The organism is Lactococcus sp. S47 (genome assembly GCF_016517475.1).
GTDB classification, from domain to species: Bacteria; Bacillota; Bacilli; order Lactobacillales; family Streptococcaceae; genus Lactococcus; species Lactococcus lactis.
Window position 1 is genome coordinate 359794 of the sequence record NZ_JACVUB010000001.1, and the last position, 26644, is coordinate 386437.

The window sequence follows — 26644 nt, forward strand, 5'->3', positions numbered from 1 at the left end:
TTTTCTTCTCCTAAATTATATGAGTAGCACACTCAATTTCTTCATTTTTTGACCAATGCATATCATAGATTGTTTCATCTATTATATTAAGTAGTCTAAACAAATCTGTGTTAGCTAATGAGTAATAAACATATTTTCCAGATTGATGGCTAACAATAAAACCACATTCTTTTAAGCATGATAAATGTTGGGAAAGATTTGATTGATTACATCCAATTTTTTCCATCAATTCGCTAACTGTATTTTCCCCTTCTTTCAATATTTCTAAAACTTGTAGCCTAGTTTCATTTGAAAGTCCATGAATAAGTTTTAATCTTTTCTGATTTTGATTCAATTATATCTCCTTTATTCAAATTAGTTTTGACTAATATATTATCAAAAATTAATACATTAGTCAAAACTAATATGTTATGTAAAATAAAAAACTGCCCAGTGATGGCAGTTGAAATATATATTTCAGTAGAATTGGAGTGATTCTCTAGTTAGATGTTTAAGTGTTTCAAAGACAGATTGATGACTTGCTAGGTATTCCTTAACGCTAAAGATTCGACGACCAAGCTTTTGGCCATTAAATGAGTACCACTCATTCATCTTCTTAACTACTCCCATCTGAATCGCTAGTGTAACCACGTCTATTTCTTGAGAGAATCCATCACGGAGATTGACCATATTCCAGTAGGGACATCTTCATCGCGACTCAATAACAGTTTTCTTTTGAACTTATTACTCGGGAAACATGTCAAAATAATATACTATCATATAATAAAGTTTGCATATAAAGATGTTTTTAAATGCTTCTATTTAAATAATTTTTTAAATATTTCGCTGTGTAAGAATTTTTCAATTTTAACAAATCAATGGGGTATCCTTCAAACAAAACTTTGCCACCTGAGTCTCCTCCATCAAGTCCCATATCAATAATCCATTGTGCTTTGCTAATAACTTTAAGGTTATGTTCTAATACAATGAGTGTTTTATTTTTTTTCAAAATTTTTTTAAACAGGATAAGTAAACTTTCTATATCTGTTTCATGTAAGCCTGTTGTGGGTTCGTCTAGTATTATAATATCGGAGAGGGATTGATGAATAATTTTAGCTATTTTTAAGCGTTGGAGTTCTCCACCAGAGAATGTATCTAATGATTGTCCCAATTTAACATATCCCAGATTGACGTCAATAAGATCCTGCATAGTTGCAATAAGAATCTTTTCATCAATTAAATGAATCACTTCATCAACTGATTGTTGTAAAAAATCATAAATATTTAACCCACGCCAATATACTGAAAGTGCCTTATCGTTATATCTTTTTCCCTGACACCTTTCACAGAGCTGTTCGACATCTCCCATGTAGGCTAAATCCATTTTAACGAATCCTTTTCCTTTACAGGTTGGACAAGCTCCTTTGCCGTTATAACTGAAAAGAGAGGTACTTTCACCTGATTGTTGAGCATATATATTTCTAACCTTATCAAATACATTTAAGTATGTGAGAACACTTGAACGGTTACTACCTTTAATCTGGCTCTGATCTAATATACTTGCTTCAGAATACTTATCTTTAAAAAGTGAACGGATTAATGTACTTTTGCCTGAACCAGCTACTCCCGTGACGACAGTTAGATAGTTCTTGGGTATTTTCATTGAAGCATTTTTCACATTATACAAGCTTGCATTTTCTAATTCATAATAAGAAGGAAAATTAGTTTTATCTGTGTTAAGGCTTGTTTCGCAAGTTAGTGCTTTCCCAGTAACCGTATTTGTCTTTAAGAGCTCCGAATAAGTTCCTTCAAAGGTGATCTCTCCACCTTTATATCCGGGTCCAGGTCCTACTTCAATAATATGATCCGCAATTTTTATTATATCTGGATCATGATCAACTAAAACTACTGTATTCCCTTTGTCTCTTAATCCCATAATAATTTTTGAAACTTTTTGGATATCTTCCGGATGTAGACCAACACTCGGTTCATCAAAAATATAGAGTAAGTCAGTAAGGGCACTATTCAAATGTTTTGTCATTTTGATTCTTTGAGACTCACCACCAGAAAGAGAGGTTGTGGGACGATTGAGAGATAAATAGCTCAAACCAACCTCTTCTAAGCTTTTTATTTTTTTTAACAGATCATCTAAAATGATCTTGAGATTGGGAGATTCAATTTTTCTAATAAACATATACAGTTCTGAAATTGGCATAAGTACACAATCAGCTATAGATTTTCCAAGAATCTTAGAAGAACGAACGAATTCATTTACTCTAGTTCCTGCACAATTTGGACATTCTCTAATTTCTAATATACGATATAATTGAGTGTTATATTTTTTGTCATTTTTTTCAATGAAGCTTTTAGTAATTCTTGGAATAATACCAATATAAGTGGAAGTATTTGGCCAATCTTTCGTTGGATTTTTGGGAGAACTCCCAGTATCGTTTAAGAGAAGATCCAATTCTACTTGAGTATAATTCTTTAATTTCTTATCATTATCAAAATTACCTGATTCAGTATATCTAGTGAGTCGCCACCCACCAGTTTGAAAGGTTGGAAAATCGATAGCACCATCATTTAAAGACTTATCAAAATCAATTAATTTGTTTATGTCAATTCTTTTAATTTCACCTAAACCTTTGCAAGTTTCACACATCCCTTGAGGATTATTAAATGAATAAATCATTGAATAACCAATAAATGGTGTAGCCATTCTTGAGTACAAGAGCCTTAAACTAGAATAAATATCTGTTAAAGTCCCTACCGTTGATCGAGCGTTCCCACCTATTTTTTTTTGGCTAATTACAATTGAAACAGGAAGATTCTCTATTGAATCGACAGTTGGTTGTTGATAATGGGGTAGTAGTTGCTGAATATAGCTAGAGTATGTTTCATTTAATAAACGCTGAGATTCAGCAGCGAGAGTATCAAAAACTAAAGAGGATTTCCCTGACCCTGAAACTCCAGTCACTACAGTTATTTTATGCTTTGGAAATTTAATAGAAATGTTCTTTAAATTATTTGTTTTAGCCCCTTTTATCGAAATAAAATTACTCATAATTTTTCAACCTTTCCTTTTTTAATGCCTCTATATATTTCTCTGATAATTTTATAAATTTCTCCTGCTCTTTATCATCAAATATTGAGTTTGCAACTTGAAAAAGATGTGAATGCCCATTATCAATTTCAGTTAATAGCTCTTCTCCTTCTTTGCTTAAAAAAGTAATCAATTCACGTCCATCTTCTTTACTTGGCTGTTGTTGTACGTAGTCCATTATTTTTAATTCTTTTAAAGATTTTGATAATTTTGTTCGACTAATACCAAGTAGAATACTGATTTCTGACGGGAGCATCTTTGTTTCTTTACGTAAAATATTTAAAATGTCGTATTGAAGCCAATTGATACCCTGAGGATTAACCCTACTTCTTTCTGCTACTAATTCACATTGTAAGTTATTTAAAATATTTTTTAAATGTTCCATATTCAAATCATCACCTTGCATATAATTTCTATAAGGAAATTATATAAAAAAAGATAGTATATGTCAATCAACTATCTCGCCAGGGATTTACTAATCAATATAAATTTTTGATAAATAGAACTTTTTTTAATAAACAATTGAATAATAAAATATTAACTATTTTTTCCTACAATTATTATGGTAAAGTGATTGGGTTGTTTACTATCTCATATTTTCTCAATCCCTTATCTCTTACCTGGAGCGTAGTAATCATAAAACTTTCTTTTAAACGTTATAAATATTTAAAAAACCCCTTTACAATACTAAAGGAGCTTTTATTATTAAATTAGAAGCTATTTTTTACTAAGTTGATTATTGGGTTTTAAAATTATCATTCCAATTTTTTCATAAATCTTTTTATAATTATTTAGTACAATAAAGAAGCAAAATGTGATTACAAACACTAAAATACCTGGAAGTATATTATATCTTATGAGTAAATTAATTGAGCTACTCCCAAGTCCAATGTTTCCACAAATACTATAAGCTGTGAAAAGCCCTGCAACCAAAGAAATTGGTAAGCGAAACTTAGGAAATAATAGATAGTTTCCTCTTTCCTCTAAACTTAATCTTTGATAGAAATATTGAGCAGAAAAATAGAAGAGAAAAGTAGTTAGTATAACAAATCCATCTAATATAAGCCAATGTGAATAGGTATCAAATCGGACAAAAAATGATTGATAATAAATTCCATCATTTTTATTATTTAAAATATTGTTGAAGACATTGTTCAAGATATCTAAAATATTTTGCTTTATCAACTCTAATCCAAATACAAATCCGCTTAAGGATAAGATTCCTGTAATCACTTGGCCCAAGATAATTCCAGAAAAAAGACCTAAAAAATAGTAACAAATGGCAACTAATAAGATGCAAAATTGGTAGAAAATAATTTTATCTAGAGGATAATTAATATATTGGTGAGGAATGCGACTATAAAGAATGACTAAATTAATGCTAACAGCAGTAATTGCCATTAATAATAAAGGAATCAACGACGTCAATATACTGCTTTTTAAAATTTGTTTTCTTTTATACCCAGACGAAAACAAAATCTGTGAAAAATTTGTCTTGTAGTTTAAGAAAGATACTAAAAATCCAGCAACAATGAAAAATAAACTGATAAGAGTAAAACCACGAAATACATTTCTGGATGTAAACAAATAGCTAAAATTAGTTAAGTCAAACGCACTTCGCGTGTAAAATAATTTAGCTCTTATATAACCGTAATATTCTTTAAAAGTCTGTGATTGAATATGAAACTTACCAGTTTTGGAATCAAATTTTAGAAAAATTCCTGCGTTCTGATTATCTGCATAATCGACACTTCCTTGGTAATCTTTTGTTTCTTTATATTTTTTATTTACATTATCCTCTTCAGCTTTTTGTGTACCTAGATATGAATTATAATGGTCTCTAGCCTCTTGAGAATGGATAAAGTTTTGCCTTCTATGCCAATTAGTTGTGGAGTTAAATCCAATAAAAACAGATATTAATATTAACAGTATTCCTAAACTTAAAACGATTGGTTTGGCTCTTTTCCAAGTAATTCTGTTCAATTTTTTGGTATCCATTCTTTTCTCACTCTCTTTCATCAGGCATGTCATGGCCTGAAAACTTGCTTATAAAAAGGTCTTCTAAAGTTAAAGGAAGTTCTTCAATCAGTAGTGGTTCACAATTGTTTATTCGTTCCATAAGTTCATCACTATAATTTTCAAAGATCACTGTGCTTACTCGGCCTTCATGAGTAATATGCTTCGCTTCTTGTTTGATAAACTGAGGTAATTCATAGTCTTTAAAAGCAATCTGAAGTTTACGGATTGACATTTTTACTGTAGAAAGATTCAATATAGAAATAATAGAGTGTTCTTTAATAAAAGCTACTTGGTCCGCTAGCTTTTCCAGCTCATTCAAATTATGTGAAGCTAAAATAATACTTCTATCTTGATCACTGATTGCATCGATCATTAAATCAACAACCTGTTTACGTACGATAACATCGAGCCCATCAAGAGGTTCATCTAAGATAATATAGGAACAGTTCGAACAAAGCGCAATAATAACGAGGAGCAAGCATTGCATCCCTTTGGAATATTTTTGAAATTGATCATTAGGTAATTGATGTTTTTCGATCAATTCCCAATATCTCTTACTATCAAAAAGAGGATACAATAGAGAAAAATAACTCTCAATTGTTCGTAATCTCATTTTATTTAATGGTTGATATTGAGGATCAAGGAAAAAAATATCATTTTTTAGATGAACCTCTTTGTTAATATCTAGACCATCAATTGATACCATTCCTTCATCCATCAAATAATGACTGGCTATCGTACGGAATAAAGTGGTTTTACCAGATCCATTTCTTCCCACAATTCCAAAAATACTTCCCATAGGGATGGATAAATTAATATGTTTCAAAACAACATTACCATCAATCCTCTTACTTAAATTTTGAATCTCCAATTCTACTCCTCCTCCTTTATCCACTCATAGATTAAACTCAATGGAATTTTTGCATATTGTGCTTCAACTAACCATGATTTAAGCTGACTTCTTAATTTTTTTTGTGTCTGAATATCAATTTCTTCATCCTGGCCATCATTATTTTTAACAAAAGAACCTCTTCCCTTAATAGTTGTGATTACATTTTGATGCTCTAATTCCTTATAAGCTTTGGCAACAGTATTCGGGTTAACGCCCAACTGCTTGGACATCTCTCGAACGGATAGGATTTTGTCTCCTGCATCAAGAATCCCTTTGGTAATCTCTTTTTTTATATTAAATACAATTTGTTCGTAAATGGCATCTTTATTATTAGGATCTATATGCATAGTTCTCCTTTGCTATGTGTACTATTATACACCATACACTATAATTGTCAAGTATTAATTATTTTACACCTATAGCTTTAGAATAATAATTAATTAAAATTTAAAACAAAAAAGCTCACAGCTGTTAATCTATGAGTTTTTTTTATAATGTTCTATGAAAGACAGTGTTTGTCTATAGCAGTCTTTTGCTTCTGACGTAGAATAGTCAAACTGATATTCGTGTGTAATCTCTTTCGTGGATTTATTATAGAAAAGGCTTTTTACTGGTACAGAAAGCTCTTTTAACTTCTCGCTGAAAGCTATTCCTTGTTCTTCGAAAGAGTAAGTATTTCCATCGGTAATATAGGTAGGAGGGAATTCATCTGTTAGATGTTTAACCAAACTTGCTTGTTTTAACTGAGGACTTGTTTTCCAATTCTTAGTCCCTAATTCAGCCCAAGCCACAGTTCGTACAAAAAATTTCATAAAGTTAGATGATGATCTTGTATCTTTTATTTGCTCTAAATCCAAAGGGCCACAATAGGAAACTGTTGCTTTAATTGTTCCTTGTTCTAGCAATTGTGGCACATGCAAACTTACTCCATATTGTTCGTTCGTCTGAGTTAAAGCATATTGAAGCGCGATCTGTGCACCAGCACTATCCCCACCAAACATAATATTTCCAAGTTCTAACTTAGGATGGCTCTCTTTTTTTAAGAATTTTACCAATTCACTCACCTGAATTAACTGGTTCGGATATTTTGATTCAGGTGCCCTTTCATAGTTTATGGATACGATTGCGATCTGTGCATCAGAACATAGCTTAGTAGCAAATTCTTTTATTCCTGATTTATCTCCCCCAACGTAGCCTCCGCCGTGGACCCAAATTAATACTGGAACATGTTCCATATTATTTTTGGGGAGATATAAATCGTAGGTATTATCTTTGAACTTTGAATTATAATTATGATTCCGAGTCACTTCAACATTAGATTTTGCTTTATCAAAAGATTTGTGATCACTTATTTTAACTTCAGAATTGAACATATGTCTGATTAACATTGCTCCAGGTTTGGGAGAAAAGTAAAAGGCAAAAATTATTAATAAAACAGTGGCAATTAGTAGCCCAATTAACCCTAAAATACATCTAAATACTATTTTTTTCATTTTTTTATTATACCATATCGTTATATATATTAAATAAAGTGATAAGAAGTATTAATTATTTAATTAGTTTTCTTTAGATTATCCATGATAACAAAGTATTTCTAGGAATTCCTGCTAAAAAAAGCAGAAATATTGTTTTTTAACTTTGCAAAACACCGACATTCTATAAATCCAATTATAGTATAAAATAAATACGAACTTTTAAAGTATTCCCTGTTGACCCATTTTTTAAATCAAGCAATAAAAAGTATTTGGCTGATTTGAAAATTCACAGATACTTCTTTTATTTCCCAATATTATTTGTTAAATATAATTCTCTTTTTATTTTTTCTGAAATTAAAGCTTTTTTAGAAACCTAAGAAAATATGTGCTGCATGTCGAGTTCGTTTTTTATAAAAATCGTTAACATTTGTTACCCTTAAAATAGTCAGAATATTATACAATAAATTTATAATTTAATGGAGGTATTTATGAAAAAAATGAAAATTAAGTTTATTACCGTTGCTCTCGCCTCAACAATTATTACAGTAGGATACTCAGCTTCTGCTTCTGCTGATTCTGTTGCAGCAACGACTAAAACTCCAGACACAAATCCATCTATGATTGTTACAACCTTTAGTAATGTCGAGTTTCAGGGTGGAAGTACTGTAAATGGATGGTATTTTTGGATGAATTCTGGTCCTTACACAATTTTCAGAAATAAATATACGGGTGAATATAGAACTATTCAAACACAAGGCACCATTAGTTACATGCTAGGTGTCATCGCGAGTGGTTGGGGAAATTCTTGGAAACCATAATTAGAAAGGAGCGTTGAATGGTAAAAATATCAAAAGAATCAGAACTCATAGAAGAAATTTCTAGTTTGATAAATAATCCAAATATTTCTATTCAAGAATTCGAAATATTATCTAGTGCAAAAAATAAATTGGAACAAAAAAAATATACACCAAAAGTTATCGCTGAATTAAAGAATGACTTAGCTCCTCTTGCCAGGAAACTTTCTTTATCAAAGGATGTTGTATCTTTTTATACAAAACTTTCTCAAGAATTCATTGACCGTGGGCAACGAGGAATGTGGATTTTTCCGACTAGATAAGATAAAAAAATTACAAAAGCCATATGCTCTATAACCATGTGTTTTTTTTATTTATTAAAAATTGGAGATTTTCTTATAGTACGCCGTATATCGAATTTGTTCTAGCCTCAACACTGACCAATAAAAGCCATCTGATTGCAGAGAATTAACTAATATATTAACAATTGTCTCTATAAATTGTTTAGTAGAATTGAAGTGACTCTCTAGTTAGATGTTTAAGTGTTTCAAAGATAGATTGATGACTTGCTAAGTATTCCTTAACACTAAAGATACCACGTCCTAGCTTTTGACCGTTAAAGGAGTACCACTCATTCATCTTCTTAACTACTCCCATTTGAATCGCTAGCGTAACCACGTCTATTTCTTGAGAGAATCCATCCCCAAAGACATTAATGACAGACGGTTTTTTATATGGAGCTGATACCTTGTTTTTAACGGTGTGTAGTGTAGTTTTTTTACCGATAGTATCAATTCCATCTTTGATTTTTTCTCCTGATTTAACCTCAATTCGTACAGAAGAATAAAATTTTAGTGCTGACCCTCCTGGAGTGGTTTCTTTATTTAAGAATAGTCCACTCATGGTTGAACGCACTTGATTAATGAAGATGATGACCGTCTTTGTTTGATTTACTTTTGAAACGAGCTTAGAGAGCTGTTCTGACATCATTTTAGCTTGCTGACCTGGAATACTTACCCCATCTATTTCTGAAGCAGGTGTCAGAGCAGCAACCGAATCAACAACAATCAAGTCAAAAGCCCCAGTCTTAACAAATTCATTAATCATATAAAAGGCTTCTTCACCAGTATCTGGTTGTGCAAAGATTAAACTATCAGCTTTTACTCCAAGGTTTTCAGCATATTCAATATCAAGTGAATTTTCAGCATCGATATAAGCTACATATCCATTATTTTTTTGAGTTTCAGCTACAGCTTGAAGTGCTACAGTCGTTTTACCTGAAGATTCAGCTCCAAAAAGCTCAATGAGACGTCCTTTTGGATAACCACCAATCCCAATAGCACAATCTAACGACAGAATACCAGTAGGAAGTGCTTGAACATGCTGGGCCGCCTTTCCTTCATCGTCTAAGATAGTATTTGAACCAAATCTTTTCTCAATTGATTTCGTGGCTTTAAGGATAGCCAATTTCTTTTCTTCTGGGTCATTTATTTTATGTACTCGTTTCGGAGTATAATCTGGCTGTTCCATGAGCTTTCCTTTCATTATTGTTTGAGATAAGGGTCAAAATACTCCTTATCAGTTAATTTAACGATGCACTCAAAATCAATTTCTTGATAATGGCCATCTTGTTTTTTGAAAATAATTCCTGTTTTATCTTTCCAATCAAGAACAATTCCAGTTACCTTTTTATTTGCCTTCTCAGATTGATATTCTATTGTAATCTCTAACTGCAGAGATTTAGCAAAAGAGAGCATCGTCATCTTATCATCTTGTTCTAAAGAAAAACCAGGCTCTTCAAAATTAAAATCAGAACGATAATCTCGATGTGCTGATGCAAGTTCTGCAGTCGCAAATGGATTCCACTTCATTTTTCCACGGTCTTCATAAGTCCGAATAGACTCATATTTACTATATGAACGGTCAACACGACTCAATTTAAGCCCTCCAGTCCTCCTGCAGAGTGTCCACCAACCATTTTACTTCTGGCAACTGCACGTGAACCTTTCTTTAAAACTGTTGCTTTTTGAACAGACACAAAGTGATACTTTTGACGGATTGAATCAAGAGCCTCTTGAACAGCCTCATCTTTTTTCTGTTTAATGGTTTCTTCGTTTTCCTCATCACTATCAAAGAGTGAAATAAGTTGATAAGGTTCGTCTATCAAATTATTGGCACTAACCCCAATTCGTCTAACTGCCCCTTCATCGTATTTCTCATTAAAGAGTCTGGTAGCAATCTCTTGCAGGTCTTTAGTTGAACTTGTGGCTTCAATTTTACGTGAGACTGAGATAGATTTTTTATAATCTATGTTAGAAAAACCAACAAAGAGTGAGAAATTTGTAGCTTTTTTCTTTGATTTTCGCAAACGTACAGCAATTTGTTCAGCCATTTCAGTTACAATCAGTCTTATCTCGCCTTTTCGTGTATAGTCTCTAGGTAAGGTTTGAGAGTTTGAGTAACTTACAGATTTCCTTTTATAGTGATCTGTCAGTCGTGTTTCGTCGATACCATTCGCATGGAAAAATTGTTGTAAGCCAATCACACCCATTTCACGTTTTAACATATCAGGGTCAGCATGAGCTAACTCTTTGATAGAGTGAATGCCTAGCTTATTTAAACATGCTTCAGTCCTTACATTAATTCCCCAGAAGTCAGTCATATCAGCTATTGACCATATCTTAGTAGGAACATCTTCATAACGAATTATAGCTCTCATATTTGAATTGTGCTTAGCGTAGTTGTCCATTGCGAGTTTAGCCAGTAATGGATTATCTCCCATCCCAATGGTCACGTATAAGCCAGTTTGATGATAAATTTTACGCTGCAGCAATTGAGCCAATTTATCCATCTGTTCATACTTGTCAGTAATTTCTGGAAAGAAAAAATCTAAGGATTCTGTGACATCAAGGCATGATTCATCAATAGAATAGGCATGAATTTCATCAATTGAGGTAATTTCCCTCAAAATATTAATAACTTCAAGATTTTTTTTGATATAAAGCAACATTTGAGGTGGTACAATGTAAGTTTGAGCAGCCCAACGCTCCACTTCAGCAATATATTTTGAGTCAGGTTCAACTGTTTGTCCAAAGATGTCAGTATGTTTTTGATACCATAACCGATAATTAAACTTTCTGGTATCAGGTATAAAAGGTAACTCCTTAGAGTGACTGACATTTGACATTCCAAAGGCTTTTTTAAATGTTGGACTAGCTGCTAGTATCAACCCATTTGAGTTATCAGCTCGACTCATGACACATAATGAGGTGGTCATAGGGTTTAATCCACGTTCAATACACTCAATTGAGGCATAGTTGGACTTCACATCTTCGAAGAAAATCGCACGTCTAGGTTCACGTTCGTAATCAAAATAATTACTCCAGAGTGTTTGATTCATGCAAAATACTCCTATCTATGACTTTTAAACAACATATCAGTTTATATGATATTATACTCTATAATTGTATTAATTGCAATACACATTATCAAAAAAACTGATAAATGCATGTGTTTAGAGATAGAAAAAGTACGAATTTGATTCGTACTTAACTGAATAGTTTATCTATACTTGACCTAATCTTTAATTAATTTATTGATTATTTATATCATGTTATTTTCATCGCTACAATCTGCTGTTTTGTCAATGATTTTCGATAATTCATTTGAGAAATTAGTTATCTTATCTATAACTGATATAATATTATAATCCTTACCATGTACATTGATTATATTTTTATTCAATTTAGAGTTACCAATATCATGAGCAAGCGAATTTCTCAGAGATATCCATGATTGTTGAGGAAGGGGTTCACCAAAGTATTGGCTAAAAAGTTTATTTCTACCTGCATGGTTTCTCACACTAGATATTATACTTTCTTGAACAACTTTTCTATGGTAAATATCTTTGATATTTGTGGAATCAATATTTGGCATTTTATCCAAAATAACGGAAGTCACCAAACTTTCTACAAGTATCAGACATGTTAGCAGCATTGATTTCTTCTTTAATTCATCTCTTTCTTGTATAATTTCATCCTTCAATTTTTTTATTTTTGCTTGAAAGTCATTTACTTTTAATTCGTGCTCTGTAATGGAAATATAAAAGTCGTTATCTTCATCACTTATAAATGAAGGCCAAAATTGTAAGTCACTAGGTAAATCTTCCTCTTCCATTGTGCCTTTAGGAACTTCACAAATTTCAAAAATTGCGTCAATTATGTTATCTATCCCATAATCTTCTCTGGCTGGAAACTCTATTGAAATGTCGTAAATACTTTTGGCTACTTGTGAAAATCTCATGTTTTCAAAAGAGAAATCTCCATCATATTTATACTCAGTAAGGAGTTCTGGATATTCTCGGAAAATTTGTTGATCTATGAATTCCATATAACCCCAAAGATCAAGTTCTTCACCCCATGGTAAATAAATATCAAGACTTTCCAAAATATCCTCTTCTTGAAATCTTCTGACTGTATCCCAATTAACCAAATTACCTCTAATAGACCCATCTCTTGTTGTAATGAGTTCTGTTTCAATATCAAAATCTCTATGATTAAATTTTTTCATAAGTCCTCCTTTTCTAAACTATTATACTAAAACCTCTGTGATGAAGAGTGTTTATCCAGTCTTTCGATATCTTTCAATGTAGTATAGGGACCAATAATAACAACGTTTGTAGCTTTATTAATCGCCCAACTATTAATTTTATCAATAGTATATGATTTTGAATGTATATTAAAAGACTTTTTTACTGCTTCGACCATATCACCTATAACAAGCAATACATTGGGCGATAGAGGGAAAATTGAAGTATTCGCCTCATCTAATAAGTAAAGTCTTTTTTCAGATTCTACCAACATATATTTTCCGTTATATATTTCATCTCGAGACTCATTGATTGGTTCAACTAATGCCCCTATACCTCTCAACTCATTTGTATCTATCATTTTTTCTTGAAATTCCTTGCGTAGAGCCTTTTGCGATTCATCGAAGTTCGTAGAATTTTCCCATTTTTTCATTATCTGGTTTGTAATGCCCTCTAAAATTTTTGCGGTGCCTACTGAGCGATTTTTTAAAGTATAAAAATACCTTAATGTATCTTCGTCAAGAAGTTTATGTTTTCGCATAAATTTTTTAGGATTTTTAATCATCTCTTCAATGACCGAGCTTATAGGGCCTTCTATTTCATCACTAAATATTGTCTCAGTTTTTTCTGATTTTCCATAAAAATAAGATGATTGAAGATTGTCTTTAATTGACACATCAGCAAATTTTTTTCTTTTCTTATATAGATTCTAACTCTATTTTCTTTTTTTTCTAATGCGAAATTCCTTTGGAGATGTTGAGGAACGAAATGTTGTCTTTTCTTTTTTTTTTGAGCCATTACTAAATACCGTACTTTTACTTTTTTAGTTTCTAAACTTGATTTTTCACATAAAGGGTTGAGTAAATTTGACTTTACTAAATCTCGATTTATGATATAATTAAATCATAAAAAGGACTTGCATCAACAAGTCCTAATGTAGCCGTTTTAAGAACGGTAGCAGTTTTTAAGTCAAATGACCGTCAATGCCTACTAAGCTGAACGGTCATTTTTTGTTACTTGTATTTATGACAAGAATCATCAATGTAGCAAATGCTATCATGAGACTTAATGCCTGAAATACAGTCAAAAAATATTCGCCTTTCATGTTTTGTGAGGTATGCTCACGAAATAATCATAAGCACCACCCCCAATCAGGCTACCGTCCATAAACTCTACACGATTTATTATAACAAAAAAAGCCTCTACTCTACAAGCCATTTTGAATAGCTCCTGTTTATGTTTTTTAAGGGGCACAAAAGAGTAAAGAAAAAAACTTCTTAAAAGAAGTTTATATGAGTATTTTTATGGTTCTTGCTGGACTCGAACCAGCGGTTTTCGCTTAGGAGGCAAATGTTCTATCCTTCTGAACTAAAGAACCGATTATGATAATCTGTAGCACTATGTTGTAAGTGTGGACGGCACTGCAGATTATCAATGTTATCAAAAAATAATATCTTATTCTCGCCCACTAACATCATTATACAATATTCCACAAAAAATAAAAAATGCCACCAAATCACTGACACCCATGTTTAAGAGTCCTATTATAACATATATCTTGCGAGCCTCAATAATAAGGTCACAAAATAAAAATAGCCCCTTGATAAAGAGGCTTCCTTAGAGTTTTATGAAAAAATCATTCACAGCAAAACACTGATATTTTCATTATAAAACATGAGTCTATTCTTTGTCAAATTACATGAAGAAAACTCTCCGATAAAGAGAGTTTTCTACTCTAATAAAGGAGTTTAAGTGTTTGTAGCCATACCCAAGGAAAATTGTCTCACAGGATTTACCAAATATGGCTACATACTAATTATAAAATAAGCAATTATTTTTTGTCAAATTTTATCTTTAACATCAAAAAACAAGGGAACTTCCATACAAGTTCCCTTGCGTTTGTTTAGAGAGGGCTATACCAGAGTAAAACATCACTGGTACGAACCTAAAGAAAATCATTGCCGCTATCCATGCAAGCGACACCTTGATAATAAAATATCTTCTATTTTATTGTCAAGCGATTTCTAAACAAAAAAACGCCCCAATGACGGATGGAGCGTTTATACTAACAATCTACACTTTGATTATATAAAATTTAATGCTTAATTGTAAATCAATACGCTCTTCTAGGCAAAAAAACACCTCGAGAGCGAGAAACAATCAATTTTCTCGCATTGTCACACTCCAGCCAAACAAACCTTACCCAGCCAGAATCCCCCCTTACCTTTAACTTGTTGATTTCACATCATAATTTTTCTCCAGCTGTCTAATAAGAAGAGGTTGAGAAGAAACTGGTGGTATAAGATTTTTTACATTAAGATCTAAGATTAACTTCTTTTTCATAATAGTTGAAAGGTTGCGTCAAGCATCTTTATTAATCACAAAAGGTTTATTCGCAATTGAAAAATAACAAAGAAAAGGGCTATTTTTTAGTACTAGGGTTGTTCTAATGATAACAATCACTCTCTGTGTATCCTCCCATTCTCCTCGTATCACGATAATCTGTTCATCTATTTCCTGATAATTTCACTTACCAATTCGCCAAGCTGCTTACGCTGAAGGTAACGAAGTAAATTACGGATAATGATTTATGATAAGAAGTGTGATTTGAGATACTGTTATATGATTTTTTTAATTATTCCTAGCAATAATATTGCTAAAGCAGTTAAAATTGCTGACAGTGTCCATAACAATTTAAAGCCAATTTGTGACAAAAAAAGTGAAATAACGCCACTTGCCAAAAGACTAGCCAACCCTAAAATCACAGGAAGCAATGACAAAATTGTTGCTCTTATATCTTCTCTAATTTCTGGCTGTATCCAAATTAAATTCGCTCCCTGTTCAACACCTAAGCCAAACTCAAAAAGTAAAGATGCTATTAAAAAACTAACAAAGCTATTTCCTACTGACATCATTAAGAATGAGATTAGTATTACTATATTACCAAATAAGGAAACATTGATTTTATTAAATTTTTTTCCAATCTTAGAGGTAAAATAATAACCTAATGCAAGTGTTAGTATGAAAAACGAAAAAATAACTCCCAATTTATCCTCAGCAACCTTTAATTCGTTTACCATATGTAATTGCCAGCAGAATACAAAGAGTTGCCCTGCAATTCCACTTAAAAAATACTTTATGAAAAAAAGTAATAATACCGTATTCTTTCTCAAAAAGGGGAGAGTTTCTTTAATATTAGCCAGTAAGGTTCTAGTATTTTTTTCTTTCTTTGAATCTGCTTGAAATATTGTTAAAACTACTACTCCAGTAAATATTGCAAGAACTGCTGCAACATAATAAGGTATATTGCCACTAGAATTTACAACTAGCAAAGTAAATAATATTCCAGCACAAAATGATACTCCTTTGGATAATGCCCCAGCAAAAGGAATTGCATTATCTTGAACTTCACTTCCTTCAAACTTATTTGAGGTCGAAACAAACCATGACAATGGTAATTGTCCTATTATCGCAAGACCCAACGCAATTAAAAATATCGCAATTCCAAATGCTAGAGGGTCTCTTGATAGAGAAAAAAGTAATAATCCAATTCCCCAAATAAGAAATCCAATTCCCATTACTCTTTTTCGGCCTAGGCTATCTGCAACAACACCAAATGGGATTCCAAAAAGCAAAGTAACACCCGACCAAATTGAAAGGATTAATCCTATCAATGAATCTGATAGTCCCCAATGACTCATAAAAGCCACATATCCAGAACCAAATAAAAAGTCCACAACCGCAAATAAAACAACTAAAAAATAATACTGCCTAACTATCGCCCTTATATTCATTTTTAAATCCTTTACTTTCTGAATATTTTACATTTATTTTATCCCAAATTTTATCTCTTATTTCCATACATTTTGCAGGTGTTTCTCCTACAACATAAGCAAACCCTATCATAGCAGAGGTTCCTATAGCAGGATCAATAATTTCTCCCTTGTGTTTAAAAATAAAAAATTCTTTGATATTTTTATCTTCAAAAGTAACTTTATCATTTATCTCGTCTAAAATAACCTTCTCTCCCTCTCCTACTTGAAAAGAGAAAAACGCTGACGAGTTATTAAAGCAAGAAAACTTACCGACTTCTTCTCCAAGATAAGACTGAATAATTTGATTAATTATAGGATATTCACTACTTGTTTGAAATAAAAATGGAACTGGCCCTCCTGCTCTAGGATTGAATTCAATGAGTTTTGGACCTGATGGTGTTAATTTTAACTCAATATGAGTAGGACCGTTCTTATAATTGAGAGCTCTAATAACTTTACTAGCGGCTTCATATAATTGATTTTGTTTGCTCTGAGATAGCGTGCTAGGAACAACCAATCCCGTTTCTCTAAATGGTTTAGCAATTATAGGCTTACTTGAAACTGCTAAATGAGTAATTTTCCCGTTGGAAACAATTGATTCTACGCTTACATAATCATCGAAAAAAACGTTCTCTTTACCATACCATTCTGAACCAAGGAGAAATTCTTCTAAAATAAAATCTGTGTGGAAAAATTCCTCTTTAGCAAGCTCTTCTATAACTTCTAAAAAGTGTTTTCTAGATTCAACTTTGTACGCCAGACGACTTCCAGCCATAGAAACAGGTTTTAACATACCGGGAAACTCAAAATTTTTAGCTATAACTTCTGCATCTTTTTTATCCCTAATTTTGTGAGCAACCGTCGATAATTCTGGATAGAACTTTGAAACCATTTCTCTTTGATAAAATTTATTCGTTATATTTTTAATTTCCTCATATCGGTTTTTTATTCCTACTTCTTTTTTTAAGTACTCCGTTGGAATTATCATGTCCTCTGCAAAAGAAATAATAGTGGAAAATTTTTCTTTAATTGCCAATTCCTTTGCTTTTGGTATTAAGTTTTCTTTTCTTTCAACCATTATCCATGTATAAACATTATACTTCTCTATACATATTTTAAATTTATTTTCCATCGCCTTGGAAACTGGTTTTTGGTAAACGACAGTAGAATCATAAATTGAAGTATCAATATTATCAACATAAATATTAGGATCTATATCGTTTATTAGAATCATTATTTTTTTCATAATTAATAACCTCGTAAATAAAATTTCTGAATCATTCTTTCACATCCTAAAAATTAGATCAATAAAATCTTTTATTCGAATTTTCTGTGAAAATAGCTCTATCAATATCTCTACCACATCTTTCACATTGTTTAGGGGCCTCTAACAAAATTAGACCATAGTAATCTCCCCTCCAACAATTAAGACATACATTTTTTGTTTTTCCTTCCAAATTACATTGTAATTTCTCACTTGAATGCATGAAGCTTTGATTAAGGCTATCCCTTAAATTATTTTCAAGATATTTTAAAAGTTCATATAAATTATCAAATTCATAAACTTGTCCATTACGCTCATGAAGGGTAAAAAACTTATGTACTAATATGAAGTAAAACATTTCAGAATCCTTCCAACTCTGAAAACTTTTTTTATTATGAAGTTGAGAAACATAAGTGATTCCAGTCTTATCCAATTCGTCCTCAATTTCATCCTTACGGCTCAAATCATCAAAAACTAACAAAATTTTTGATGCAATTAAATATGGAGGGAGACAGTTTTTATTATAAGCTTCCGAGAAATTTTTTATAGACATAAACAGAGTTTTCCCAGAAAACCCTGAATTTACTAACGAAACTTGAGATGTAATTCCATAGTTTAAATTAAATTTCTTTGATAGTTTGTATATCATTCCTAATTTTGTAAAATTATTATCAAGAGAAGATAGAAAATATAGCTCATATTCAGCATATTCTGGGACTTCTTTCGCTTCTAGGAATAATATTTTAATCCCTATAGATTCATAAAAATTATAGTATAGTTTTTTTAAACTTGTTAAATTATTTTCAAAATCATAGTCATTAATTCCCTGGTCCAATTGGACTACTGGAAAAATATTTCTATCCTTAAATAAAGGAATTAGCCCTCTACTTTTATTTCTAAAAATACTTGAAATAGTTAAAAGGTTAACTTCTCCGTTAGTTTCGATGTTTTTCTTGATTTCTTTCAATGTTTGAGCTAACGGATCAGACATCAACATGTTGTCTCCAAAAGACAGGACTTCTCCTGAATAATCATTTATATGACTATAAAGATTTTCAAAATCCGTTTTTGAAATTAATTGTTGACAATTAAATTTTTTATAATTAATATTTGATTCTAATAAAGCACAAGTAAATAACTGATTAAAGAAATCAACTACATGAATACCTTTGGATAAAAATATGGGAATCCCTGGTCCATAACCATCAGAAATCAGAAATTTGGATTGCTCCAAATACTTTTTTATTTCATTATTATCCAAACTCTTAGCCAATACTTTCCAAACTCCTCAACTATATTTATTTTATACGCAGCAAAAGAGAATTCCTTTAATTTCTCTCTGAGCTGTTCATTTTTTTCTGCTACAAATTTTCGATTACTAGATGAAGCCTCTACTAAGATTATTGCTTTCTCCTTGCCATCATCTATTCCTTTACCGATACTAAAGACTGCACTTCTCTTAAACTTCAATAACTGAGTTGGGGTAATGCAAAATGAATCCCCTTTGCTTCTTAAATAATAAACTTTATTATTTAAATTATTTTTAAAACATAACGGATAATAATTATAAAAAATTTTATTCTTTCCGATAAATACCTTACGTTGTGGGATTACAAACACATCAGAAATTTCAGAAAAGCCTACTTTAACCAACATGTTCCTTATCTTATTCTCAGACTCTTTCATATTCTACCTTTAGAAGATCATCAATGCTTACCATATCATTAATAAGTTCGTTAACATTCGGATTCTCTAAATAATAGAGCCCCAAGATATCCTCAATGCCTCGATAAGAGTCAACATAATCACCAGCACTCTTTATTGGTATAAGCAGAGTAAGTGATGGAATATTTTTTAACTTCTCAAAATTAATGTCTTTAATCTTCCAATTTCCTTCAGGACAATGACTAATTTTTGAGGCAGAGAATTTTTTATATGTGATTTTTGGATTAATCTTGTCCCCTAGCGCCAGTTTTGCTAATTCAATAAATAAATCATATTCCCCATCTGTTGCATTTTTTAGTCTAAAAGGTACTGTTCCACCAGGACGTCCATTTACTTCAATAATCTTTGGACCATTTTTTGTAAATTTAATTTCCGTATGTGTCATTAAATTGTTAACCTTTAGGGCCTTTAAAGCTCTCGTTGTAAGTTCTTTAACTTCATCTTGATGATTCATTGCAAGTGAAGAAGGAAGAATGTACCCACTTTCTCTAAAAGGAGGAACTAATTTTGTTCTGTCACTGACCGTCAGATGAAAAATCTTACCATTCTGAACAATAGTTTCAACACTACAATAATCGGCTAGTTTCTCATTTACTTGCCAGTCTTCCCCGATAATTACTTCTTCAAGATTAAATGTAGATTTCTCTCCCTCAAGGATTATATTTTCAAATTTTTCTTGCTCTTCTTGATACCTTTTTTCCAAAGTTTCAAAATCGTGAACCTCAAATATTCCATACGCTCCACCACCATAATTGGGCTTTAAAATTGCCGGGAATCCTATAACCTCAGCTGCACGACGTAGATCTTTCTCAGACAAAATCTCATAAAAGTTGGGAACTGAAACCTTATTATTTTTCAGTATCTTCCGCTGTTCATATTTATTTTGAAGAGCTACAATTGTACTGTCCTCCATGTAGCTTTTTCCGAGTAATTTTGAAAGCATGTTTGCAGTTTTTATCAACATTTCTGCAAAAGTAAGTACCCCTGTAATTGGCGATTTTTGATGATACTTTATGACTTTATTGTACATATCTTCTTCATTGGAGCACTCAATACTAGGCCCAATAGTTCCAACGCACTCATCATAAACTCTATTTAAGGCCGCATTTGTTTTAGACTTAATATAAAAAGTAACAATTTCAACGTCCTCAAGCTTCTTTAAACTAGGATAAATCAAATCAGGAGCTGTACCTGCGTGGTGTAAAAGTAATGCTAATCGTCTCATTTTTTCCTCCTTTATATTTGTTTAGTGCAGTTTCCTACTGTCAAAGTTCAAGCCGTTAAGCTTGGCATGTATATTTTTTTTAATCATCAGTAAATACTATTTCGAGATAAAGTAATGTACTTTATTCCCAACTAATCGTAATTTCATTTTTCATAATATCTAATTTTATTTTCCCACCAATATAAAATGGATAAGATGGTTCAGTATGAGAAAAATCAACATTCGAGATAACAGATGGTAACTGCGTTTTTATTTCAGATAAAATAAAATCAATGATTTTTTTTTCATTTAAACAAGAGCCAGGTTCAAAACACCCAAAAATTATAGCTCTTGCCTTGCAAATATTTGTAGCCATCACCATTGCTTTCAATTGCATGACAAATTGCCCTACTGAAATGTCTGGAATCGTTTCTAAAACTACTATCTTATTTGTAAAATTTGGCATATATTCAGTACCAGCAAGAGTTAATAGGCTCTCCATATTTCCACCAACTGATATTCCCGTAATCTCTCGTCCAATTGACTCTCCAAACACCTCCCATTTATAACTAAAAGAATTCTTTGGTGGGTGTAAATACCAAAAACCATCATTGAATTTTTCTTGTTTTTTAAAGATAATATCTTTAAGCGCCAAAGCACTTAAAATATTATTTTTGTCAGATTCTTCAAGGTAGGGATTACAAATTTTTGAAAAATCAATCCCATAAATTGACTTTATATTATATTTAGTATAAATTCCATTTAAAATACATGTTAAGTCACTTTTTCCAGATAATATAACATTTTTCATGTTTTGAATAAGTCGCAATTCGTCTAAAATAAGATTAGCAGAATATCCACCATATGTTGACATCAATACGATTTTTTCAAGATTTCCATTTAGTTGTTTCAGAACATTTAATCTCGAAACTTTAGAAGTCACTCCCGTTTCGTAGCTTCTAAATGCATTGCTATCAAAGTGTACATCGTACCCTGAAAGTTCCAAAACACTTTTTCCCCTCTTAATACTGTCTGGGGTGATAGAAAACCCATCATTAGCTGGTGACCAAATCACGACTTTATCTTTCATCTATTCCTCCATAACCCCCTAAGGATAAATAATCTTATTTTTTTCTCTATATACATAAGGGATTTTTCGAATATCATCAATATCAAACAGCCATGCTATATATCTTTCAATACCCATTCCAAATCCACTCGTCTTCAGTGGAAATTCCTTTTTCATTGAGATATACCATTCGTATTCTTCATGACTAACTTTATGTTCATCCAATGATTTTAGCACATCACTATAGTTTGCTCTCTCACCACAACCCAACGTTTCTCCCATCCCAATTAATAAATCAGCACACAAAGCTACATTTGGATCTTTTTTATCATATGCTTGATAAAAAGGGACTCCCTTGTGAGGAAATTTGGTCAACCAAACTACTCCATCAAAATGTTTAATCAACCATTTTTCTCCAACTGAATTAATAGTCATTACACCATCAATATTACCAACTCCCTTAATATTATTGTCCCTTAAAAGCTTGACTGCATCATCAAAGGTGATTTGTTGAAAGTTTTCTTGATTAATTATTGACCGTACTTCTGACAGTTTATCCTCGGAAACACTTTCTTTGTAGTAATTTTGAGAAATAACATATCTCGTAACATTCTTTATATAGTCCTCACATAATCGGATTATATCTGATAGTCCGCCTACAATTTCACATTCCGAATGGTAAAATTGATTTAAATGCCTTTCATCAGAATCTTCTCCACGAAAGGTAGGCATCAAGTAGAAAACACCTTTTTTCCCAAACCGAAGACTGTACTCTAATAAAAATTGCATAGAATCCGCAAGATATGTCTTTTGATTAAAAAGCTTTATCTCTACAGGTAATGAATCCGAGCCCAATCCCATTGGACTAGAAATACTCCCTGTTGTTACAGGTAAAGTTGCTGCCGCAAATTCTTCTTTTTCACTATAAAATTTGAAAGTGGAAAATACAATATCTGAGTAGCATTGAAACATACAGTGATACCAATTTGAAGTAAGCACTTCACTTACTCTACTCAAGTTCTTCATTTCTTCAGTCATATTTTTCTCCCTATTTTATCTATTCTTTTACTGGCTAAAAAAAGTTCTTTATCAAATTTAAATTTGTTTTTTCTTAAGAATAGTTCCGAATATCCCATATTAGAAAGATTATCTCTAAACAGATAAATATTTTCTCTATATAACCTTAGAAATTCCTGAGTGGTCTCATCATCCATATTTTGAGCATTCAAAAACCTTTCATTTGTTTTTTGAATATCCTCAACATACTTTCCTATCTTTAAATCTGATATATAATCGAAATCAAACTTTTCTTCCAAAAATAGTTCTAAGTTTGGATTATCAAAAAATTTTTGCCAATAAGATTCATAGTCAATTTTGATATCCATCTTAAGAGCATTTCTTACCTTCATCATTAAAGAATTATTAGGCTCATGCAAATAATACATAGGTGTAGCAAACAACACTCCGTTATCTTTTAGAACCCTCATGTACTCTGAAAGCGCCTTTTCTCTATCCGGTATATATGAAATAATATTCCCGGAAAACACAATATCAAATTCTTCATCTTGGAATGGAAGATTCATTGCATCAGCCACTAAAAAGTTAATATTATCTGTAACTCCATGTTCCTTAGCTCTATCCTTTGCAATTTTTATACTTTCCTCGTTAATATCAATAGAAGTAATCTTTGAATTTGTTCTTTTAGCTAATTCTACAGCAGTAAACCCAGTTGAAGTCCCTATTTCAAGAATCTTTGTATCAGGAGTAAAGTAAACATTCTTAACAAGATCCATAATTGTTCGAATTCCTCCAGGAGGTCGATTAGTTTCACCAATAATAGCGATTTGTTCGTTGTAGTTCATTTTGTTTAAATTTTCTTTTGTGATCATACTGTTCCTCACTTCTATATATAATTAAAATTTTTAAATCATATTAACTGTCTCAGAGATTGATGATTGGATAAGTTAACGCCACAATAGTTAGAATGATCAAAATTCTTAATAACTTGCCTAATCTATATTTTTTCATAACATACTCCCTCTCTAAATTTTTTAAAATTCATTTTCACTGTTTAATTTAATATTATGCTGAATTCTCTATTATATTTAATTTTCAGATATTTCTTGTCAGCTAAAAAGTGAATTTTCTTCAATCTTATTCTATAATAGTATTAATCTTAATTGTCAATTGAAGACATGAGAATTTTTGAACTATATAAAGGTTGAATCTGTGACGTTAAATCTTCAAATTACTAGTTACAGTTAACTACTTCATGGATAACCATAATTATTCATACTTGAACAATATAAAATGTAGGAGGGGAAAAAATGAAAAAAACAATAGAACGTAACTCTGATAGAGAGCTAGCATATGGGATTGTTTTTAAAAATCTCAGAGTAGCAAAAGGATTTTCACAGGAGGAAGCATCAGGGCAAGAAATTTCTCCAACCCATTTATCAAATTTTGAAAATGGTAAAACTATGATTTCTATTGATCGTTTTTTTAATCTCCTCCAAAATATTAATGTCAACATGTTCGAGTTTCAAAATGCATTGAACCTTTATCTTGAAAAACGAGACCTGCTACTATTTAATATGGAGATGGCAAAAGCTCTCGTAGAAAGGAACTCTGCTAAATTACATCAAATTGTTAATAATCTGGAACAGCACTTAAATGTCTCAAATTCTAAACCAATTAGTAAAAAATTAAAATTAGATTATATCCGTGCAAAGTCAATTCTCTCTTTCATGGATTCTAATTATTATATTAATAGGGAAGAAATTTTATTCTTAGAAAACTATCTTTTTTCCTTAAAAGAATGGGGACAATATGACGTCGCTCTTTTGGGGCAGTGCGCTAAATTTATTGATTTGATTCATCTTATGCAGCTTACAGAAAAGATGCTTTCTCCCTTTCAAACCAGCAATAATATTCCTTATGTTAAGCAGGCTATTATCCAAACTGTCTTAAATATTATCGAAGTTTATGTAGAAAATGGTACTTATGAACCTGCAAGAAGGTTAATAAGGTACCTAGAAACTAGCGATATTCATGATTATTATATGTTCGAAAAAATAACATTAATTTACACAAAGGCTAATTGCCTCTATCATACTGGAGATGAGACAGCCCTAGAAATTATGAAAAAGTGTCAAGAGATTCTAGAATTTTGTGATTGCTCAAAAACAGCAAATTGGGTAGCTGACGAAATCAACGAACTCCTACGTAACGATCATACCTAAGTTTATATTAGTAACCTAAAAAACAATAGCTCTGTGCAGAAATACTGTTGTGGTGCCTGTACGGGGGGACAGTTTTCCCTCTCTGTTCGCAGAATAAAAATAAAATGGCTACGCAAATTGCTAGCCAATTTTTTATTTTCAACAAATATATCACTACTCATCCCTACTAGCTACTTCTTGAAAAATTTTTTGAATAGATTCAGCTAAATTCTCGTCATATTCAACTGTCCAAATTTCTTCAATGAATGATGAACCACCAGCTTTGCTTTTGAGCTTTAATACAAAATATTCTCCGATTTCTGCTTCAGCTAAATCTATGTGTCCTTTTGTAGGCATATACTGCTCCTTGCTGTTACGATAGGTAAGAAATCGTCCCTGTCCAAAATAACCTGATTCAAGATTAAAGAAAGTTTTTAAACTCATTTTTTGTCCCCACTCTTTAAAAACAAGACGACCTAGACAGAAAATATTTACTTGAAGATTGGAATATTCCCAATAAGGAAAACCTAAATCTGAGGTTTGATTAAAGGTAAAGGCTCGTTTAGTATTGAGATATTCGGTCATAAATAAAGGATCCATATTTGAATATTCTTTTTCATAAAACTTTTCTTTTAACCGACGGGCCTCTATCTTTTGTTCTAATTTATCGAGGGATTGAAAGTTATCTTCTGACATGCGGCTGCTTCTCCTGTTCTTGTGAAGTTCGTTTTTCTTGTTTTTGAGCTTGCAAGTTTTCAATTTGATCGTAAATTTCAAGTTCATCTGTGAGTTCTTTGTAGGCTGATTCTAAAGATTTATGTTCATTTTGTAATTGTTTGAGCTGTTCAATGAGTTGAGGATTCTCTTGATTGAATTTCACTCGTTCTGTTTGAGTAAGCATTTCTTTATCTAATTGTTCAAGTGCTAATTCTACCTTTTCCATATTTGTGATAAACTCTTCTCCGAGATGTTTGAAAGATTCTTGCCCACTAATTCCATGACGACTTAGTAAGTTTGTTGCTTCAAATAAGTCATGCACATAGTTCATTCCATAATTTTTTCTAGTAGGGATACGTTCATTTTCTTTTGAGAGTTGACCGATAATTTCTTTTCCTAAAAGAATAGATGAATAGTTTTGGTTTCTCTCGTCTAAAAACTTAAATTTTGAAAAATTATTAAGATGAAGCTCAAAATTTTCTCCTACTTTATCAATAAAAGTCGATTCAATTTTTACGGTTCCTTTACGATGCCCTGCCTCCACAAAAACTCGAATGGCATCAGGTGTTTTCGATTCAATTTGCCAAGGTTCGACGACTAACCGAATTCCTAAATTTTCTTTAAACCATTTTTGTTGTTTTTGATACTCTTTAAAAATTTCTGACTGACCAAAGACAATTGAATGATTCTGAACATTTTTTTCGCACCGTCTCTCAATTTCTTCTTTTTAGAAAATTCTTTTTTCAGGGTGAGCATCCATTCTTTTTTTATCTTCTTTT

General features: G+C 31.6%; 27 protein-coding genes and 1 tRNA gene. 3 read left to right on the forward strand and 25 right to left on the reverse strand.

Annotated elements, in window-relative coordinates; all coding sequences use genetic code 11:
* Positions 1-10: 10 nt before the first annotated feature.
* From IAE52_RS01690 to IAE52_RS01725, 8 genes are all read right to left on the reverse strand, one after another.
* The gene (locus IAE52_RS01690; RefSeq protein WP_109990944.1) at positions 11-334 is read right to left on the reverse strand and encodes a helix-turn-helix transcriptional regulator; all 324 of its coding nucleotides are present in this window, start codon (positions 332-334) and stop codon (positions 11-13) included.
* 122 nt (positions 335-456) lie between these two features.
* Positions 457-669 carry a hypothetical protein gene (locus IAE52_RS01695; RefSeq protein ID WP_233610938.1) on the reverse strand — a complete coding sequence of 71 codons (213 nt, stop codon included), beginning with the start codon at positions 667-669 and terminating at the stop codon, positions 457-459.
* A 118-nt stretch (positions 670-787) separates the two neighbouring features.
* Positions 788-3043, reverse strand: a complete 2256-nt coding sequence (locus tag IAE52_RS01700; protein WP_200136637.1) for an excinuclease ABC subunit UvrA — start codon at positions 3041-3043, stop codon at positions 788-790.
* Positions 3036-3467 (reverse strand): MarR family winged helix-turn-helix transcriptional regulator, encoded by a 432-nt coding sequence (locus IAE52_RS01705; RefSeq protein ID WP_109991418.1) that lies wholly within the window; start codon positions 3465-3467, stop codon positions 3036-3038. The genes IAE52_RS01700 and IAE52_RS01705 overlap by 8 nt, the downstream gene beginning before the upstream one ends.
* A gap of 332 nt (positions 3468-3799) precedes the next feature.
* Positions 3800-5080: a hypothetical protein gene (locus IAE52_RS01710; RefSeq protein WP_109990946.1), complete on the reverse strand. Its 1281-nt coding sequence runs from the start codon at positions 5078-5080 to the stop codon at positions 3800-3802.
* Between the two features lie 7 nt (positions 5081-5087).
* Positions 5088-5972: an ATP-binding cassette domain-containing protein gene (locus tag IAE52_RS01715; RefSeq protein ID WP_017864520.1), complete on the reverse strand. Its 885-nt coding sequence runs from the start codon at positions 5970-5972 to the stop codon at positions 5088-5090.
* Positions 5973-5974: 2 nt separating this feature from the next.
* Positions 5975-6340 (reverse strand): GntR family transcriptional regulator, encoded by a 366-nt coding sequence (locus IAE52_RS01720; RefSeq protein WP_017864521.1) that lies wholly within the window; start codon positions 6338-6340, stop codon positions 5975-5977.
* Between the two features lie 129 nt (positions 6341-6469).
* Complete coding sequence (locus IAE52_RS01725) at positions 6470-7486, reverse strand: alpha/beta hydrolase (RefSeq protein ID WP_109990947.1); 1017 nt, start codon at positions 7484-7486, stop codon at positions 6470-6472.
* A gap of 479 nt (positions 7487-7965) precedes the next feature.
* On the opposite strand from IAE52_RS01725, the gene IAE52_RS01730 reads away from it, so the two are divergent.
* Together IAE52_RS01730 and IAE52_RS01735 are read left to right on the forward strand one after the other, a co-directional pair.
* Positions 7966-8286, forward strand: coding sequence for a hypothetical protein (locus IAE52_RS01730; RefSeq protein ID WP_162551451.1), 321 nt, complete (start codon positions 7966-7968; stop codon positions 8284-8286).
* 17 nt (positions 8287-8303) lie between these two features.
* Positions 8304-8585: a bacteriocin immunity protein gene (locus tag IAE52_RS01735; protein WP_017864524.1), complete on the forward strand. Its 282-nt coding sequence runs from the start codon at positions 8304-8306 to the stop codon at positions 8583-8585.
* 181 nt (positions 8586-8766) lie between these two features.
* On the opposite strand, the gene recA is transcribed toward IAE52_RS01735, so the two are convergent.
* The 15 genes from recA to IAE52_RS01805 form a co-directional block, all read right to left on the reverse strand.
* A complete protein-coding gene (gene recA, locus IAE52_RS01740; RefSeq protein WP_109991419.1) occupies positions 8767-9792 on the reverse strand; it encodes a recombinase RecA in 1026 nt (341 codons plus the stop codon).
* A gap of 14 nt (positions 9793-9806) precedes the next feature.
* Positions 9807-10199 (reverse strand): hypothetical protein, encoded by a 393-nt coding sequence (locus IAE52_RS01745; protein WP_058207009.1) that lies wholly within the window; start codon positions 10197-10199, stop codon positions 9807-9809.
* Complete coding sequence (locus tag IAE52_RS01750; RefSeq protein WP_109990949.1) at positions 10196-11662, reverse strand: Y-family DNA polymerase; 1467 nt, start codon at positions 11660-11662, stop codon at positions 10196-10198. Before IAE52_RS01750 ends, IAE52_RS01745 begins: the two co-directional genes overlap by 4 nt.
* A 203-nt stretch (positions 11663-11865) precedes the next feature.
* Positions 11866-12831 (reverse strand): hypothetical protein, encoded by a 966-nt coding sequence (locus tag IAE52_RS01755; RefSeq protein ID WP_109990950.1) that lies wholly within the window; start codon positions 12829-12831, stop codon positions 11866-11868.
* A 26-nt stretch (positions 12832-12857) separates the two neighbouring features.
* The gene (locus IAE52_RS01760) at positions 12858-13526 is read right to left on the reverse strand and encodes a hypothetical protein (protein ID WP_109990951.1); all 669 of its coding nucleotides are present in this window, start codon (positions 13524-13526) and stop codon (positions 12858-12860) included.
* A 327-nt stretch (positions 13527-13853) separates the two neighbouring features.
* Complete coding sequence (locus tag IAE52_RS11675; protein WP_223247201.1) at positions 13854-13955, reverse strand: putative holin-like toxin; 102 nt, start codon at positions 13953-13955, stop codon at positions 13854-13856.
* A 200-nt stretch (positions 13956-14155) separates the two neighbouring features.
* Positions 14156-14228, reverse strand: a tRNA-Arg gene (locus IAE52_RS01765).
* 1240 nt (positions 14229-15468) lie between these two features.
* Positions 15469-16644 carry an MFS transporter gene (locus tag IAE52_RS01770; protein WP_085625111.1) on the reverse strand — a complete coding sequence of 392 codons (1176 nt, stop codon included), beginning with the start codon at positions 16642-16644 and terminating at the stop codon, positions 15469-15471.
* Complete coding sequence (locus tag IAE52_RS01775; protein WP_200136638.1) at positions 16622-17911, reverse strand: acetyl-CoA carboxylase biotin carboxylase subunit family protein; 1290 nt, start codon at positions 17909-17911, stop codon at positions 16622-16624. The genes IAE52_RS01770 and IAE52_RS01775 overlap by 23 nt, the downstream gene beginning before the upstream one ends.
* A 58-nt stretch (positions 17912-17969) precedes the next feature.
* Entirely contained in the window at positions 17970-19202 is a 1233-nt protein-coding gene (locus IAE52_RS01780) for a hypothetical protein (RefSeq protein WP_085625115.1), read from the reverse strand.
* Positions 19172-19615 (reverse strand): hypothetical protein, encoded by a 444-nt coding sequence (locus IAE52_RS01785; RefSeq protein WP_085625117.1) that lies wholly within the window; start codon positions 19613-19615, stop codon positions 19172-19174. The genes IAE52_RS01780 and IAE52_RS01785 overlap by 31 nt, the downstream gene beginning before the upstream one ends.
* The gene (locus tag IAE52_RS01790; RefSeq protein ID WP_109990954.1) at positions 19602-20879 is read right to left on the reverse strand and encodes an acetyl-CoA carboxylase biotin carboxylase subunit family protein; all 1278 of its coding nucleotides are present in this window, start codon (positions 20877-20879) and stop codon (positions 19602-19604) included. Before IAE52_RS01790 ends, IAE52_RS01785 begins: the two co-directional genes overlap by 14 nt.
* Positions 20880-21000: 121 nt before the next feature.
* On the reverse strand, positions 21001-21948 hold the full coding sequence (locus tag IAE52_RS01795; RefSeq protein WP_109990955.1) for an LD-carboxypeptidase: 948 nt from the start codon (positions 21946-21948) through the stop codon (positions 21001-21003).
* An 18-nt stretch (positions 21949-21966) separates the two neighbouring features.
* Entirely contained in the window at positions 21967-22965 is a 999-nt protein-coding gene (locus tag IAE52_RS01800) for an amino acid--tRNA ligase-related protein (protein WP_233610939.1), read from the reverse strand.
* On the reverse strand, positions 22962-23816 hold the full coding sequence (locus IAE52_RS01805) for a class I SAM-dependent methyltransferase (RefSeq protein WP_085625123.1): 855 nt from the start codon (positions 23814-23816) through the stop codon (positions 22962-22964). Before IAE52_RS01805 ends, IAE52_RS01800 begins: the two co-directional genes overlap by 4 nt.
* Before the next feature lie 438 nt (positions 23817-24254).
* Here IAE52_RS01805 and IAE52_RS01810 point away from each other — a divergent pair, with 438 nt between their 5' ends.
* Positions 24255-25169 carry an Rgg/GadR/MutR family transcriptional regulator gene (locus tag IAE52_RS01810; RefSeq protein WP_085625125.1) on the forward strand — a complete coding sequence of 305 codons (915 nt, stop codon included), beginning with the start codon at positions 24255-24257 and terminating at the stop codon, positions 25167-25169.
* Between the two features lie 153 nt (positions 25170-25322).
* Here IAE52_RS01810 and IAE52_RS01815 read toward each other — a convergent pair whose 3' ends face one another.
* Positions 25323-25844 carry a hypothetical protein gene (locus IAE52_RS01815; RefSeq protein WP_085625127.1) on the reverse strand — a complete coding sequence of 174 codons (522 nt, stop codon included), beginning with the start codon at positions 25842-25844 and terminating at the stop codon, positions 25323-25325.
* The gene (locus IAE52_RS01820; protein ID WP_338067085.1) at positions 25831-26583 is read right to left on the reverse strand and encodes a hypothetical protein; all 753 of its coding nucleotides are present in this window, start codon (positions 26581-26583) and stop codon (positions 25831-25833) included. Before IAE52_RS01820 ends, IAE52_RS01815 begins: the two co-directional genes overlap by 14 nt.
* Between the last annotated feature and the right edge of the window lie 61 nt (positions 26584-26644).